This window comes from Pinibacter soli (assembly GCF_029961145.1).
Lineage (GTDB): Bacteria > Bacteroidota > Bacteroidia > Chitinophagales > Chitinophagaceae > Pinibacter > Pinibacter soli.
This window is the reverse complement of the sequence record NZ_JASBRG010000005.1, coordinates 287,843-304,226: the sequence shown is the minus strand read 5'-3', so window position 1 is coordinate 304,226 and position 16,384 is coordinate 287,843. Positions and strand designations below refer to the sequence as shown.

The window sequence follows — 16,384 nt, the reverse complement described above, 5'->3', positions numbered from 1 at the left end:
TTTATGTCCAATAGAAATAAAATAATAATGCTCATCCTGATGCTGGGAACAATTGGTACCCCAAGGATTATGAAAGCCCAGGGAATTGAATTTATGCATGATCTTGATTCTGCACTGGCAAAAGCTAAGATTGAGAACAAACCTGTTTTTGTAGATTTTTACACATCGTGGTGCGCACCTTGTAAAGAGATGGCCAAAGATGTATTTCCGCTGGAGAATGTTGCCCGTTTCTACAACAAGCAATTCATCAATTGTAAGGTGCAATGCGATGACAAAGGAGTGGGAGTGGAGAAGGGAAAACAATACCAGATTTACGCATACCCCACATTAATGTATCTCGATAAAAACGGCAACATGATTCATAGTGCAGCAGGTTCCACTACTCCTGAGGGATTCATTGAGTTGGGAAAAATTGCACTGGATCCGGATCAAAATATGTTTTCACTGATCAGAGAATGGAATGCACATAACCGTGAGTATGCATTTGTAACGAAATATTTCAAAGCACTTCAAGATGCCTACAGAGGTGAAAAGCTTAACAGTGATTTCAATACTTATTTTAATGAGCTGACCCCTGCAGATAAACTCACAAAAAATTCATTTGAGATTGTTAAACTTGTTAAACCTTCGCCGTTTACGCCTTCATTCGAATACATTGAGGCCAACGCAAAAAAATATGACAAGACAGTTGGCAGTGCAGTGGTAGACAAATACATTTCCGATTCCTACTTGTGGTATTTAAAGAACATGATTAATCCCGAGACCAGGAAGCAATACGAAATAGCCAAGGCAAAGTTTAAAGCTAAAAATTATCCGTACTTCGATGAGTTCGCCATGTTCTTGTATGCATTTGAAGTACAAGATAGTACCGGCGACATAAACGTTAACGAATACATGAAGCGTGGAGATGCGTTCTTACAGAAATACGGAAAGAACAATGATAGCTACACGCTTGCCTTGACAAGCCTGTTGGGCAATTGCACAGGAAAGCCCGACCAGACAGTGATTGGCATCAAATGGATGGAGGACCTTCTCAGACGAAACCCGGATCCAAAATATTTATCAACCTACTTCTATATTCTTGTAAGAAATTATCATTGTGATAAAGCCCAGGAGGTAGCAAATGAAATGCGCGCCAACGCAATTAAGAATAATGAATCAACAAAGTCGGTTGATGCTCAGATCGCTTCGATTGATGCCTACAGGGCAAGATTGGCAAAGCTTGCAGAGAAGAACAAATCAAAGTAAACAGCCAGTAATACCGCTCACATAAAAACATGCGGTTGTTTTGGAAAGACAGCCGCATTTAATTTTATTGCACTATCATACTTAAAATTAAACACTAATGAAATTAAGCGCAATTGGTCTTGCTGTTTTGTTGCCCGGTACATTGCTGGCGCAGAAAGCAACATTTTCTATCAACGGAAAAGTGGGAAATATAAACGCACCGGCAATGGCTTATCTGTCGTATCGCCAGGGTAGTCAAAGTATTTCCGATTCAGCGAAAATCACAAATGGGAAATTCGCATTCAAAGGAAGTATTGAAGAGCCCATACAGGCGACTGTTGTTTTTAATTACACAGGGAGTGGAACCAACGGGAAAAATGTACAACGAAAAACTATTTACCTGGAACCGGGCACTATAAAAATTGACGGTAAAGATTCTCTCTCAACTGCCAAAGCATCCGGGAAGATTAATGATGACTATGAAAAACTCAAACTAGCATTGAAGCCATCGACAGATCAGATGAACGCATTCATGGCTGACTATAATGCAATGCCACCAGAAAAACAAAAGGACACGGCTGTAAGAGCTGTACTCGACAAAAAATACAATGCTATTATGGAAGAGCAAAAAACATCTTATCTCTCTTTCATAAAATCTCATAATGACAATGTAGTAAGCCTCGATGCCCTCAAGAGATTTGGAGGATCCATGCCTGAATATGATGTAGTAGCTCCATTGTTTAAATCATTTTCGCAAAGTTTGAAAAACAGCGCTGCCGGCAAAGATTATGCAACAATGCTTTCCAGGATGGAGAACACTGCTGTTGGAGCTTTAGCGCCGGAGTTTACACTGAATGATACCTTGGGGAATCCTATAAAACTTTCCAGCTTCAGAGGCAAATATGTACTCGTTGATTTTTGGGCATCCTGGTGCGGCCCGTGCCGTGCAGAAAATCCTAACGTTGTAAAGTCGTATGCAAAATTTCATGATAAAGGATTTGATATTTTAGGTGTGTCACTCGATGATGAGAAATCCCAAAAAAATTGGCTGAATGCCATCCGCCACGATAAATTAACCTGGCAGCAGGTTTCAGATCTTAAAGGATGGGACAATGAGGTTGCGAAACTTTATGCTATCAAAGCCATTCCGCAAAATGTATTGCTGGACCCCAATGGTAAAATCATCGCAAAGAATCTGAGAGCTGAAGAATTGGAAAAGAAACTGTCTGAATTGTTTCCAATGTAAAACAAAAAAGAAACGATCAGATAATCTTTCCTGCATCGTCCATGCAGGAAAGATTATCTTAGAATATTTCTGGTTTATTTGTGTTCGAATGTACAATTAAAGACGGAGGCCAATGGCCTCCTCTTTTTTTAGTTCTGTTTCTTGTTGTCGATTTTTACGGCTAAATTGGCACTGCGTAATATAGCCCGGAGATCAGTGTTATCTAAGCTTATAAAAAACAATTAATGAGATTGAGCGCAATTCTCGCTGTTCTGTTGCCTGGCACATTGCTGGCGCAAAAAGCAGCATTTTCTATCCATGGAAAAATAGGAAGTATAAACGGAGTAAAGGTGTATTTGTTCTACCCCCGGAATGGTAAATCTGTTGTCGATTCTTCAATGATAACATATGGCAGATTCGCCTTTCAGGGAAACATTGATGAGCCGGTAAAGGCAAACATGATTATTAGATATCCAGGGTGGGAAACCCATTGGGAAAATACGGAAAGAAAAACTATTTACCTCGAACCAGGTGATATAAGAATAGAAGGAAACAACTCTCTCTCAACAGCCAAAGTATCCGGAAAGATTAATCAGGATTACGAGGTGCTCGCATCGGCACTAAAACCTTCTATGGAGAAATGGAATGAATTGACCGCTTATCATAATGCATTGCCGCCTGAGAAACAAAAAGATCCGGTTGTAGGTGCTGAGTTCAACAAGAAGAAAAATGCTGTTATAGAAGAGCAAATGACAGTCAGCTTAACATTCATAAAATCTCATACTGATAATGTAGTAAGTCTTGATGCTTTGAAGGACTTCGGCAGATTAAATCCTGATTATCGCGTAGTGGCTCCATTGTTTGACTCATTTTCAGAGCAGGTAAAAAACAGTGCGGCGGGTAAAGAGTACGCGGCAATGCTTGCTGAGTGGAAGAGAACAGCTGTTGGGGCAATGGCGCCTGAGTTTACACTGAAAGATACTTCGGGAAATCCTGTCACACTTTCCGGCTATAGAGGAAAGTATGTGCTTGTTGATTTCTGGGCATCCGGTTGCGTACCGTGTCGCGCCGAGAATCCAAATATGATTAGGTTATATGCAAAATTTCGTAACAGGGGATTCGAGATTTTGGGAGTTTCAGTTGATGATGAAAAAAGCAGGCAAGATTGGCTAAGAGCAATCCGGCACGATGGTTTAGAGTGGCAACAGGTTGCAGATTCAAAAGGATGGAACAATGAGGCTGCCCAACTCTATTCTATCAGGCGCCTTCCTCAAAATGTATTGGTAGATCCGTATGGAAAAATCATTGCAAAGAACCTGAGAGGTAAAGCGTTGGAGAACAAACTTGCTGAATTGTTTTCTCTTTAATAAAAAGAAACGCTGCTGTTCGGATTGTTCCGCAGGGCATTCCGAATGGTAAATAAAAAGGGATTTCAATCCCTTTATCTGTGATTCGACATATCCTCCTAAACATGTCGAATGGCGTAAATTAAAAAAGTAAAAGAGCAATTTTGTTGCTCTTTTACTTTTTTAATGATTTTTCAAATCAATGCTCAAAAATTTTGAAACTTATTTAGACGAAAACAATTCAAGTGTATAGGAAAAATTAGTTTCGTCGCTCCACACGAGGTATTTATCCAGCGGTCTCGGTCCGCAGCTTTTGGAACCTACACCAAGCGTCTTCGTTGAAATGGTGAACACTGTTGATGTGCTTGCAGGCAAATCAATCTTGTATTCTACAGGGAACATTTGTTCATCAGTATATGGCAACGCAGAAATTTGCATTAAGTGCTCATCTGCCTTTACCAATAAAGGAGTGAGACCCGGGCCTTGCAGTTTTGCCCAGCGCACATCTTCACGGTTGCCATGCTCCATCGGCTTTTCATATTCATACTGGTCATCTACTTTAATGGAATAAACGCCCACATCAGCAGCCTGTTTACGGTCAGAATAGTTTTCCCATGGACCACGACCAAAGTAATTCAAGCGATCCAGTTGCTTATTGAATAAATATCTTACACCAATTCGGGCCAGGTTAATTCTTGGACCTTCAAATTGCAAGTTGTTATCAACGTTTATAACGCCACGGCCATCAACCAGGTAAGTGGCAGTATGGTAAACTGCAAAACCTTCCTTGCCTTCTGCCTTAACGGTTGATGTAATTCTCACGGAAGCTTTACCAACTGGTTCTGTCTTAATGCCAACCACGGAAAATTTCAAATCGGTTAACCCAAATTTCTTCCAGTTGTCAAAGGCCCAGTTGTCATCGTTGCGATGCGGTGTTCTCCATAAAATTAGTTTGGAGTAACCATCGGCTGCAAGCAATTTTTCAGAGCCTCTTGCTATCTGTGCTAATGCTCCGGTGCGTTTGTCAAACGTTACCAGAAAGCCCGTTCCCTCCACTATTATTGAACTGTCGTTTTTTGTTAGTGAAACATTTTGTGCAGCATGGTCTATAGCTGGTGCTGCGTTTGACGGCAACTCGAATTGTTCGGATGCTACTTCAAAATATTTGTCCGCCCACAAGGTCTTTTCTTTTTGAACATAAGAAACGCGAAGAAAATATGATGCTCCGGCCTTTGGTTTAAATGTTTTTTTATACGGAACAGAAATTTTTGTTTCGCCTAATGAAGCAACGTGAGGAAGCAGTAAATTTCCGCTACTGATTATTTCTCCATTTTCCGTTAATTGCCATCTCGCGGCAAATCCATCTAATGAAATGAACTGGAATTTGTTTTTTATGGCGATAGTGCCGGAGGCTGTGTCTGTCAGTGTTGTGCCTATCCACTGAAACGCTTTTTTCATTTCAGGAAAATGGGGTTTCACATGCGTGCCCGTTGTTGCCCTGTCATAGGAAACCACACCTTTGTGTATGAAGTAGTCGTTGTTTGGAAATTCACCAAATCCGCCACCATAAGCCAGTATAGGATGCGCCGGATTTCTTTTGTTCCACAATGCCTGATCCTGGAATTCCCAGATCGCACCGCCAACAATCTCAGGATTTTTGTCGAACACTTCTGAGTATTCCGACAACGAACCCATTGAATTGAACATAGCATGCACAAACTCACAAATATAAAATGGCTTCGTTAGTTGTTTGTTTTTTGCTATGGCTGCATAGCTGTCCGGCGTACCATACATTCTTCCATCAAGATCAGCAGGATTCTTTTCGCCTGTGCCAAAACGTTCATAGTGTACAGGACGGCTCGAATCAATTTCTTTGATCTTGTGCATCGCTTCTACAAAGTTGGAGCCTACTTTGCCGCACTCATTTCCAAGCGACCAGATAATAACAGAAGGATGGTTCTTGAAATTTTCAACATTTGCAATATTGCGATCTATAATTGCTGATTTGATGGTTGGCTCTTCATCAAATTTTCCATCATATCCATGCGACTCTACATTCGCTTCTGCCACCAGCCAAATGCCCCATTCGTCACACAACTCATACCAGCGCGGATCGTCAGAATAGTGACAAGTGCGTATATGATTACAGTTGCCTTGCTTGATCACCTGCAGGTCCCTGATCATTTGTTCTTCAGTGATTGCATGGCCCACATCTGACCAATGCTCATGACGGTTAACGCCCTTTAATTTTATAGGCACTCCATTTACAGTAAATATTCTTCCTTTGATCTCTATTTTTCTGAACCCAATTTTGGAAGATAATATTTCACCGCCCGAAGCTTTTAAAACAACAGTGTACAATACCGGTGTTTCTGCAGTCCACTTAGCCGGATTATTAACCGCGAATTTGATTGATAACTGTTGTTCTTCTTTGGCATTCAGCTGCTTTCCTGCGGCGCTGCCTTTAGCAATTTCTTTTCCGGTTGCATCATATAAAACCGCTGTAAAAGTTTGAGCGCCACTGCTCGTTTCTCCAAAGTTTTTAACCTTCGTTACTACTTCAACTGTTGCGTTTTTATATTCCTTATCAAGATCTTGTTTTACAAAAAAATCGCGCATATGCACTTTCGGCGAACTCCACAATGTTACATTGCGAAAAATGCCGTGCAGGCGCCACATATCCTGGTCCTCGAGCCATGTGCCTGAACTGTATTGATACACCTCAACAGCCAGTGTGTTTTTCCCCGGCTTTACGTACTTCGTTAAATCAAAATCTGCGGCATTACGGCTATTAACACTATAACCAACTTTTTCGCCATTTACCCAAATGAAGAAAGCACAGTCAACACCATCAAATGTGATGAAGATGCGTCGGCCGTTCCAGTTTTGAGGAACAACAAAATCTCGTCTGTAACTACCAACGGGATTTCTTTCAATATAAGCTGTAAACTTTTTATCCGGCTCACTCATCACTCTTGGATAATCCCGTTTAATCGTATAGCCATTGTTGCGATAGAAGGGCGTGCCATAACCTTGTACTTCCCAGTTGGAAGGAACAGGGATCTCTTTCCATTTAGAAACATCAAAATCAGTTTTATAAAAATCAACCGGTCTTTTTTCCGGGCTTGGTACCCAGTTAAATTTCCAGTTGCCATTTAAGCTTTGTGCATATGAAGAAGCTCTGCGATTGGCTTTCAATGCTTCCTGCAAATTCGCATAAGGCATTAATGTAGCATGATATGGCTCCTTATTAATTCCCAGGCATTCAGGATTTTCAAGTTCTGCAGGGTAATCTGTTCCCGGTCTTAATATTGGCGGAGGTGTTTGGGCAAGCACATCGGCTGTGCCTGTAGCGACACTTAGTGAGCCGAATAAAATAATGCTTAGAAATTTCGATACAAGAGACATGTTTGAGCGTTTTATATGCGAGATTATGATTTTTTGTGCAAACGTTTGCATTTTGCAAAATAAAAAATAGCTAAATCGACACAAATTGATCTCTGTTTCAAAACAACATGATTGTTTTACTCCTTTTTTACTACCCGGAAAACATAACAAAAGAAAGGCAATAATTACTTGAATTGTTTCAATTATTGCCTAACATGCACGCAAATTCTAAAAGCAGCCAATGAAAAAATTATTTGCCTTGCTGACGTTGGTGTTCGCATATCTTCTTCCAAGATCGGAAGTAAAGTTGCCCGCAATATTTTCCGATGGTATGGTGTTACAGCGTGATGTGCCAATCAACATTTGGGGATGGGCGAAAAAGAATGAAAAGATCACTGTTATTTTTTCCAACCAGACAAAAACTACGAAGGCCGACAAAAAGGGAAATTGGAAAATTCAACTCAGTCCCATTGCAGCAGGCGGCCCTTACGCACTGCAAATAAAAGGGAAGAATACAATTGCGATTAATGATGTTTTGGTTGGTGATGTATGGATATGTTCCGGACAATCAAATATGGAGTTTACGCTTGATCGTGCGGTAAATGCGCGACAGGAAATTGCGAATGCAGACTATCCCCGGATACGATGCGTAACAGTTAAACAAAATGCAGCACTATCGCCACAGAACGATATTTTACCTGTAGACTGGAAAACCTGTTCACCGCAAACAGCCGGAAAGTTTAGCGCCGCTGCTTATTTTTTTGCGACAAAAATTCAGCAGGAAACTCACGTTCCGATTGGACTTATTGTTAGCTGCTGGGGAGGAACGAACATTGAAGCATGGACATCAAAAGAAGCATTAGTCACCCATCCGGATTTTAAAGAAATAGTTGCAAGGCAAAATGCCGGAGACATTTCCCAGGCAGCCAAAAACCGTTATCAAAACCTGGTAAAAAGCATTTCTGTATTTCAAAATGGCATCATAACAAACGACACGCAATCGTGGAAGAATGCCGGTTATGATGATGCGCAGTGGGCAACTTTAATGGCACGCAAACCCTGGGAACAGCAAGGGCTGCGCGGTTTCGACGGAGTAGTGTGGTACAGAAAGGACGTAACAGTTACAGAAGTGCAGGCAAAGAAAAATGCATTGTTGGAACTCGCACAAATTGGTGATGCAGATGAAACCTATATAAACGGAATACCTGTTGGCCGAACGGAAGCGGGTGAGCCTTCGAACACTCCGCGCAAGTACAATGTTTCTGCAGGTTTACTGAAGGCAGGAAAAAATGTAATCGCTATTAAAATAACCGATCTGGCCGGTGATGGCGGCATTGTTGGTAATGCAAACAATTTGCAATTAACGATTGATGCTGAGCCGCCCATATCGCTGGAAGGTGCATGGAAAGCGAGGGTAGACACGTCTTCGTTCAGGAGTATTATTGATCCTGGTATCAATCCTTCATGTTTGTACAACGGCATGATCAGTCCGTTGATTCAATACACGATCAAAGGAGCCATCTGGTACCAAGGTGAAGCAAACGCAAACCGTGCATATCAATACCAGACCATGTTCCCATTAATGATAAGTGATTGGCGCAACAAATGGATGCAGGGTAATTTTCCTTTTTATTTTGTGCAACTTGCCACATATGACGCACACAGGGAAAATACCACCAAAGGCAGCAAATGGGCAGAGTTGAGAGATGCACAGGCAAAAGCACTGTCGCTGCCAAATACAGGAATGGCGGTTGCAATTGATATTGGCGATCCTAAGGATCTTCATCCCAAAAACAAGCAGGATGTTGGATTGCGGCTTGCTTTAAATGCGCTGAACAAAACTTATGGTAAAGACATTGCGCCTTGCGGACCGTTATATAAATCAATGCAAATTGATGGCAATAAAATAGTTCTTGACTTTACAGAAACGGGAAAGGGTCTTATAGTTAAAGACAAGTATGGCCAGTTAAAAACCTTTGAAATAGCGGGCGCCGATAAGCAGTTCAAATGGGCGCTTGCCTATATCCAAAACAATAAGGTGATTGTATTTAGCCCAGAAATAGCAAATCCTGTAGCGGTAAGATATGGATGGCTTGACAACGCCGAAGACGCAAATTTATATAATGCAGACGGTTTGCCGGCTTCGCCCTTCCGCACAGATGACTGGGAGGGAATGACGAGACAAACAAAGTATGAATATTGATGTGAATAAGCTATAGAGCTAAAAAAGTGTAGTATTTAGATAGTATACATAAACCATAAGCGGGTTTTAAAGAGTAGTATTGTCGCATTAAAACGGCAGAAAGATTGCTTTCAGCAAAGACAGAGGTGATCAAAATAGAAGACACGATTGCGGCCAAATAGCCGGATAAATTTTAAGAGTAGTTTACATCAAAATTGAAAATGAAAAAGATATTGAATTGTGCAGTTATTGTTTCTGCACTAGCGTTTAGTTTGAGTTGCAAATCTGGTAAGCAGGCACAAAGTTCTGCAAGCGAAACCCTTACTGTTCTCACATACAATGTCAGAAACTGTTTGGGTATGGACAACACAGTGAATTATCAACGTGTTGCCAAAGTTATTTCAAAGGTCAATGCAGATGTAGTGGCAATACAGGAACTGGACAGCGCTACCAACAGAAGTAAACATCTGAGTGTGTTACACGAGCTGGCGGGTTTAACGGGAATGATTCCCACGTATCATGCGTCCATCGATTACCAGGGAGGCAAATATGGAATTGGTATTCTTTCAAAAGAAAAGCCTTTGCACGTAGAAGGTATTGCATTGCCGGGAAAAGAAGAAAGAAGAAGTGTGGTAGTTGTTGAAATGAAAAATTATGTTTTTGCCTGCACGCATTTTTCATTGACAGAAGAAGACAGAATAAAATCCGTCGCACTAATAGATGAACTTACTGCAAAGTATTCGAAACCTGTATTGCTTGGCGGTGACCTGAATACCACTCCGGCTTCACCAGTGATAAAAGCGTTTGCAAAAAACTGGAACGTGCTAAGTGATACCACGAAGCTTACCATACCTGCAAACAAACCGACAGAATGCATCGACTACATTATGGCCAGAAAACAAGACGGATACACGTTTAATGTTTTACAGTCAGTTGTAGAAAATGAACCAGTGGCATCTGATCATTTGCCTGTATGGATAAAACTAAGTTGTACCCGTTCCGCGAAATCTAAGCGCTAACTTTATTGCAAACCGGCCATCATTTATTGTAAGTGTTGATTGATAATTGCTGATCTGCAATCTGTATAAAAAATAGACATCAAAAACACAATGAATAAACTTTTAGTTATACCTCTTCTTGCAATTTTGGTTTCACTGAAAAGCTGGGCCTATGACGGTGTGCCGCCACAAAAAAACGCTAAAGACTTTTTAACGGCATTAAAAAAAGCACCGTCAAAAGTTGTTTTGTCTGACGGCAGTTTTGCTTCTTCGTCATCAGTAATTGTAAATCGCAAATGGAAGGGCGATTTGTGTGAGATGTCTGTTAAAAATATATCCACACAACCTCTTAGCATTAGCGAAGTAGTTGTGTTTGACTTACAACACGGGTTGAATGCCAATACGCCTGTATACGGCGAGGGCTTTCAAAAGTTGGCACAAATAGGAGGGACGCTCGCAAAGCCCGAAGACTGGGGCACTTACACCGACAGAAATCATTATAAAATTCCGGAGCCGGAGAAGATGCGGACCGCTTATGGAATGCTCACCTTACAGGTTCAGCCAAACGATCGCTTGTTGCTGGCAACCACATCCTGTAACAAGTTTATCTCACGTTTTTCCTTTGACGCTATGCGTTTGCGTATTTCAATGGATTGCGAGCATTTGACATTGCAACCCGGCGAGGAATGGAACCTCGAAGAGTTTATGGCAATTGCAGGCAGCGACAGAGAAAAGCTGTATGATCGGCTGACGGCTGCCATCAATGTGCATCATCCGAAAATGAACCATTCCGAACCAATGGGATGGTGCTCATGGGCATGTTACGGCCCGCACGTTACCGCTAAAAATGTTTCAGACAATGCGCAATGGATCGCTCAAAATTTACCGCAGTTAAAATATATCCAGATCGATGATGGTTATCAGCCATGGATGGGAGATTGGCTCGACGCGGGAAAAGCATTTGGCGGTAACATAACGCAGGTGTTGAATGAAATTAAATCAAAGAACCTGGAAGCTGCATTGTGGGTGGCTCCTTTCATTGCAAGCCCGGAATCGAAGATATTCAAGGAACATCCAGACTGGATGGTAAAAGACTCTTTGGGAAATCCATTGCGCTCAGATAAAATTGGCTTTGGTGGCTGGCGCCAGGGCCCCTGGTATGTTTTGGATGGAACGCATCCTCAAGTGCAGGCGTATTTAACGCAACTATTTAAAACATTGAAGGAAAAGTGGGGCTGCACTTATTTTAAACTGGATGCCAATTACTGGGGCGCCATTCATGGTGGTGTGCATTATGATAAAGCGGCCACCAGGATAGAGGCCTATCGTCGTGGAATGGAGGCGATTCGTAAAGGATCAGGAGATGCATTCTTATTAGGTTGTAATCATCCGGTATGGGCCTCATTGGGATTGATTCATGGCTCACGCAGCTCGATGGATATTGCCCCTAACTGGAATTCATTCAAAAGCGTTGGTAAAGAAAATTTGTTGAGAGGCTGGCAGAACGGACGCTTGTGGTGGAATGATCCTGACTGCATTTTGTTATCGGGCAAAGGGGCTGACGATGTTGTTTATGATGCAGGCGGCAAGGCCGCTGTAACTGAACCGGGAATTTCAGAAAACGAATTTCAGTTTCATGCAACAGTTATTTATGCAACAGGTGGTATGCTGCTAAGCGGAGATGATCTCACAAAAATTACTCCGGCACATCTCGCAATGTTGAAAAAAATAGTTCCGCCAACTGGAACAGCAGCACGATTTGAAAATGAAAAATTTGAAGTAGGTGTTTCTGATTTAAAGAACAGCATTGTGTACTCCGTATTTAACTGGGGTGACACTGCCGTACAACGTGTTATTAAATTGCCTCGCGGAAGATATCAGCTGACAAATAAATGGGGTGGTCACTCCATTGGCATCGGTGAAAATGAATATCATGTTACCATGTTAATGCCGCATTCCGCGCTGCTTATTGAAGCGACTAAAATTCAATAAAGAGAATATTGGTTTGAAAAAATAAAACTCATAATTCAGGATTTTCATAAAATAGTTGCTTATGTACAAATCGATTGCTGTTTTGAGATTTTCTGCAGTTTTGTTTTTTATCACTGCTTTTTTTAATGGCGTTGCGCAAAAAAAAACGCAAGGATATGGGAAAGAGTATCATATTTCCATAAACGGCAATGACGAAAATGACGGCAGCGTGCAGAAGCCTTTTAAATCAATTACGGCTGCTGCGAATATGGCCATGCCGGGCGATGTGATTACTGTACATGAAGGAATTTATCGTGAGCAGATAACGCCACCACGCGGCGGCAACTCCGACCAGGAGCGGATCGTATACCAGGCTGCAAAAGGTGAAAAAGTTGTGGTGAAAGGTTCTGAAATAGTGAAGGGCTGGACAAAACTGAACCACGATACATGGGTAGTGAAAATTCCTGACGCATTTTTCGGGAAGTTTAATCCTTATAAAGAATTGATTCATGGCGATTGGTTTTGGCCGAAACCAAAAGACAGAAAATATCACAGAGGTGCAGTGTATCTTAATGGCGACTGGCTCATGGAGGCTGCCGGCAAGGATGAAGTAATAACAAGTGCCAATGAAAAAAATCAACTCTGGTGGGCAGAAGCAGATAGTAATACAACTACCATTTGGGCGCAATTTAAAGGCGTCGACCCCAACAATGAGTTGGTTGAGATAAACGTTCGTCCAACTGTTTTTTATCCTGCTCAATCATTCATCAATTACATATCAGTTCGCGGCTTTACCATGGAACAGGCCGCTACGAATTGGGCGCCACCTACGGCTGAACAAATGGGTTTGATTGGAACACATTGGAGCAAAGGATGGATCATTGAAAACAATGTAATTCAATATTCAAAATGCGTCGGCATATCATTAGGAAAATATGGCGATGATCACGACAACAATCAAACGGAATCAGCTGAAGGTTATGTTGGCACTATCAACAGGGCGCTCGCTTATGGCTGGAACAAAGGCACTGTTGGCGGGCATATTGTGCGTAACAATACTGTTGCCTATTGTGAGCAAACCGGCATTGTTGGCAGTATGGGCTGTGCGTTCAGTGTTATTGAAGGTAATGTGATCCACGACATACATGTAAGGCAGTTGTTTGACGGCGCAGAAATGGCAGGCATTAAATTTCACGGAGGTGTAGATGTTCAAATCAAAAACAATCACATTTACAAAACCAACATGGGCATTTGGTTGGATTGGATGGCGCAGGGCGCACAAATCAAAAACAATTTGTTTAACGACAACGGCACTGATATTTTTTTAGAAGTAAATCATGGACCAATGTTGGTAAGCAATAACATCATGCTGTCAGAAACAAATTTGGCGATGAATTCCAGCGGTGCTGCTTTTGCTCATAATCTTTTTGCCGGCAAAATGACGGTCATAAATTATGACAGCCGGTTAACGCCATTTCATAAGCCACATTCAACATTCGTTGCGGCCCTGCACGATAACCCAGGTGGAGATATTCAATTTGTCAACAACCTTTTTGTGAAGCAGGCTAATGTTTCTGAGTACAGCAAAGCATTACTGCCAGTGGTTTTTTCTGGTAACGTGTATACAAAAGGAACCGTAATGATCCAAAATGCCAAAGACGAAAAAAAGAGATTTGGAGAGATGAACAAACAGGCGAAAGAAAGCATGAGCAAATATCATGATCAAAATGCCATTGAAAAAAATGCAGTAGTGGATACAAATTTCGATGCCAGTGCCCGCTTGCTCGAAGAAGGAAAAAGCATCTACCTCGAAATAGCACTTAATAAAAGCAAAATAACAAACCAGCGGAAGCCCGTGACCACAGCAACCTTGAGCAAGGCCATCGTTCCGGATCTGCCTTTTGAAAATACAGATGGCACGGCCATAAAAATCGACATGGATTTTTCAGGAAAAAAGAGAAACATGTCAAATCCTTTTCCTGGTCCTTTTGAAATATCAGGTGATGGAATGCAAAAAATAAAAGTTTGGTAAGCGATGCAGAACAAGTAATAAACTCGGTTTGTCTTTTGAAGTTCAATTGATGAGAAAGAAAATCCTGCTGTACAGAAATGTCAGGTTAGAAAATAAAAAAGCCGGCAATTGAATTGCTGGCTTTTTTGTGAGTTTTATGCTAACGGCTAAATGCCTTTTCGTAAGCTTTCCGCGTAAGCATTTGGCAGTATGCTGTCTTCAACAGCTTTTGCTGCTTTTTCAAAGTCGTAGTCAAATCGTATGAACTCAACCTTTACGGCCTCTTTATTCATGATGCTGCTGTTCTCGTCAATATGGAGAATAACATAACCACCCCTTTTGTCTCCGTCTTTTGGCTTACCTACAGAGCCGATGTTTATCGCATGTCTGTAATGTTGGTTTTCTTCCGGAACGGCCGGTAGCACACGATGATAAGGTTTATGCGTATGACCAAAGCACATGATGTCAGCGTCTGCATCCTGCATTATTCGAAGCATACTTTTTTCATCTCTGTCTTCAAAAAGATATTCATTTATTTTTCGCGGACTTCCATGTACCAAAAGCAAATTGAGTTTATCATTGTTTAATTGAAATTCGATTTTGATATGCGCAGGTAACGTACGCAGATATTTTCTCTCTTCATCTTTCACCAGTTGGTTGGTGAGTGAAATGGAAACACTTCCATTTGCTTTTTCTTCATCCGTTTTATATGCGCAACCGCAATCGTTACTGGTTCTGCCAATACCAAAATCATAGTTGCCGGCGATCGTTGGTATTCCTCTTTTGCGTATCGCGTTGATTACTTCATTGGGCCAGATATTGTAGCCTACTAAATCTCCAAGACAATAGACAGCATCGGTTTGTCTTGTATCAAGGTCTTTAAAAAATGCTTCTAAGGCAGGTAAGTTGGCATGAATGTCACTAAATAATGCAATTTTCATTTCTTATTGAGTTACTGTTTTGAAATAATATTTTTTGCGCAGCCAGAATGCTACGTTAACAAGCGCAATTAGTGCGGGCACTTCCACTAGAGGCCCGATGACACCTGCAAATGCTTGTCCGCTATTGATGCCAAATACACCAATTGCTACTGCAATGGCGAGTTCAAAATTGTTGCCTGCCGCAGTGAAAGCAATGGATGCGTTTTTGGAATAATCTGCACCCAAACGCTTGCCCACAAAAAAGCTGACGAGAAACATAATGGCGAAATACACAACAAGAGGAACTGCTATGCGGAACACATCCATAGGAATTTGTACAATCAATTTTCCCTTTAAACTAAACATCACAACAATGGTGAATAAAAGAGCAATTAAAGTGATGGGAGAGATAACCGGAACAAATTTGTTAGAGAACCAATCTTCTCCTTTTAATTTAATCAGTGCATAGCGGCTGATAACACCGGTGGCAAAAGGTATTCCTAAATAGACGCCAACACTTTTTGCAATCTCCGCGATTGTAATATTTACCGTTAATCCTTTGAACCCAAATAACGGCGGAAGAATAGTAATAAATACATAAGCGTAAACGCTATAAAGTAACACCTGGAAGATGCTGTTGAGTGCTACGAGACCTGCGGCATATTCGCGACTTCCTTCAGCCAGTTCGTTCCACACAATGACCATCGCAATACAACGTGCAATGCCGATTAAAATCAATCCCACCATGTATTCGGGATAATCATGCAAGAAAAAAGTTGCCAGGAAAAACATTAGAAAAGGTCCAATGACCCAGTTCAGGAATAATGACGCTCCTAAAACCTTTGTGTTCTTAAAAACTTCACCCATCTTTTCGTATTTCACTTTTGCCAGGGGAGGATACATCATTAATATTAAACCTATAGCAAGAGGAATATTGGTAGTGCCGCTTGACATCTCGTTGATACTGGCAGGTACTGACGGAATAAAATATCCAAGAGCGACGCCAATGGCCATCGCCAAAAATATCCATAGAGTGAGATACCTGTCTAAAAAGCTTAACTTTTTGCGCTCATGTGCAGGGGCACAATTGTTTGTTGACATGTCGTTGTTTGTTTTG

At 41.4% G+C, this 16,384-nt stretch carries 10 protein-coding genes; 7 read left to right on the top strand and 3 right to left on the bottom strand.

What is annotated here, in order from left to right; translation table 11 throughout:
• Nucleotides 1-3 precede the first annotated feature (3 nt).
• The 3 genes from QJ048_RS08670 (at nucleotide 4) to QJ048_RS08660 (ending at nucleotide 3,819) form a co-directional block, all read left to right on the top strand.
• On the top strand, nucleotides 4-1,248 hold the full coding sequence (locus tag QJ048_RS08670; protein WP_282333944.1) for a thioredoxin family protein: 1,245 nt from the start codon (nucleotides 4-6) through the stop codon (nucleotides 1,246-1,248).
• Between the two features lie 97 nt (nucleotides 1,249-1,345).
• Nucleotides 1,346-2,473, top strand: a complete 1,128-nt coding sequence (locus QJ048_RS08665) for a TlpA disulfide reductase family protein (protein ID WP_282333943.1) — start codon at nucleotides 1,346-1,348, stop codon at nucleotides 2,471-2,473.
• Nucleotides 2,474-2,697: 224 nt separating this feature from the next.
• Nucleotides 2,698-3,819 carry a TlpA disulfide reductase family protein gene (locus tag QJ048_RS08660; protein ID WP_282333942.1) on the top strand — a complete coding sequence of 374 codons (1,122 nt, stop codon included), beginning with the start codon at nucleotides 2,698-2,700 and terminating at the stop codon, nucleotides 3,817-3,819.
• A gap of 201 nt (nucleotides 3,820-4,020) precedes the next feature.
• Here QJ048_RS08660 and QJ048_RS08655 read toward each other — a convergent pair whose 3' ends face one another.
• The gene (locus tag QJ048_RS08655) at nucleotides 4,021-7,206 is read right to left on the bottom strand and encodes a glycoside hydrolase family 2 TIM barrel-domain containing protein (RefSeq protein ID WP_282333941.1); all 3,186 of its coding nucleotides are present in this window, start codon (nucleotides 7,204-7,206) and stop codon (nucleotides 4,021-4,023) included.
• Between the two features lie 220 nt (nucleotides 7,207-7,426).
• Here QJ048_RS08655 and QJ048_RS08650 point away from each other — a divergent pair, with 220 nt between their 5' ends.
• From QJ048_RS08650 to QJ048_RS08635, 4 genes are all read left to right on the top strand, one after another.
• On the top strand, nucleotides 7,427-9,388 hold the full coding sequence (locus QJ048_RS08650; protein ID WP_282333940.1) for a sialate O-acetylesterase: 1,962 nt from the start codon (nucleotides 7,427-7,429) through the stop codon (nucleotides 9,386-9,388).
• Between the two features lie 200 nt (nucleotides 9,389-9,588).
• Nucleotides 9,589-10,386 carry an endonuclease/exonuclease/phosphatase family protein gene (locus tag QJ048_RS08645; protein ID WP_282333939.1) on the top strand — a complete coding sequence of 266 codons (798 nt, stop codon included), beginning with the start codon at nucleotides 9,589-9,591 and terminating at the stop codon, nucleotides 10,384-10,386.
• 90 nt (nucleotides 10,387-10,476) lie between these two features.
• The gene (locus QJ048_RS08640) at nucleotides 10,477-12,357 is read left to right on the top strand and encodes a glycoside hydrolase family 36 protein (RefSeq protein WP_282333938.1); all 1,881 of its coding nucleotides are present in this window, start codon (nucleotides 10,477-10,479) and stop codon (nucleotides 12,355-12,357) included.
• Between the two features lie 61 nt (nucleotides 12,358-12,418).
• Nucleotides 12,419-14,368 (top strand): right-handed parallel beta-helix repeat-containing protein, encoded by a 1,950-nt coding sequence (locus QJ048_RS08635; RefSeq protein WP_282333937.1) that lies wholly within the window; start codon nucleotides 12,419-12,421, stop codon nucleotides 14,366-14,368.
• Nucleotides 14,369-14,514: 146 nt separating this feature from the next.
• Here the strand turns inward: QJ048_RS08635 and QJ048_RS08630 are convergent, their stop codons facing one another.
• Together QJ048_RS08630 and arsB are read right to left on the bottom strand one after the other, a co-directional pair.
• Nucleotides 14,515-15,288, bottom strand: a complete 774-nt coding sequence (locus QJ048_RS08630; protein ID WP_282333936.1) for a metallophosphoesterase family protein — start codon at nucleotides 15,286-15,288, stop codon at nucleotides 14,515-14,517.
• A gap of 3 nt (nucleotides 15,289-15,291) precedes the next feature.
• Nucleotides 15,292-16,368 carry an ACR3 family arsenite efflux transporter gene (gene arsB / locus QJ048_RS08625; RefSeq protein ID WP_282333935.1) on the bottom strand — a complete coding sequence of 359 codons (1,077 nt, stop codon included), beginning with the start codon at nucleotides 16,366-16,368 and terminating at the stop codon, nucleotides 15,292-15,294.
• Nucleotides 16,369-16,384 lie beyond the last annotated feature (16 nt).

What these genes read in the sequence shown, in the direction of transcription:
- QJ048_RS08670 (WP_282333944.1), top strand. Translation starts at nt 4, where the DNA reads ATGTCCAATAGAAATAAAATAATAATGCTCATCCTGATGCTGGGAACA.
- QJ048_RS08665 (WP_282333943.1), top strand. Translation starts at nt 1,346, where the DNA reads ATGAAATTAAGCGCAATTGGTCTTGCTGTTTTGTTGCCCGGTACATTG.
- QJ048_RS08660 (WP_282333942.1), top strand. Translation starts at nt 2,698, where the DNA reads ATGAGATTGAGCGCAATTCTCGCTGTTCTGTTGCCTGGCACATTGCTG.
- QJ048_RS08655 (WP_282333941.1), bottom strand. Translation starts at nt 7,206, where the DNA reads ATGTCTCTTGTATCGAAATTTCTAAGCATTATTTTATTCGGCTCACTA.
- QJ048_RS08650 (WP_282333940.1), top strand. Translation starts at nt 7,427, where the DNA reads ATGAAAAAATTATTTGCCTTGCTGACGTTGGTGTTCGCATATCTTCTT.
- QJ048_RS08645 (WP_282333939.1), top strand. Translation starts at nt 9,589, where the DNA reads ATGAAAAAGATATTGAATTGTGCAGTTATTGTTTCTGCACTAGCGTTT.
- QJ048_RS08640 (WP_282333938.1), top strand. Translation starts at nt 10,477, where the DNA reads ATGAATAAACTTTTAGTTATACCTCTTCTTGCAATTTTGGTTTCACTG.
- QJ048_RS08635 (WP_282333937.1), top strand. Translation starts at nt 12,419, where the DNA reads ATGTACAAATCGATTGCTGTTTTGAGATTTTCTGCAGTTTTGTTTTTT.
- QJ048_RS08630 (WP_282333936.1), bottom strand. Translation starts at nt 15,288, where the DNA reads ATGAAAATTGCATTATTTAGTGACATTCATGCCAACTTACCTGCCTTA.
- arsB (WP_282333935.1), bottom strand. Translation starts at nt 16,368, where the DNA reads ATGTCAACAAACAATTGTGCCCCTGCACATGAGCGCAAAAAGTTAAGC.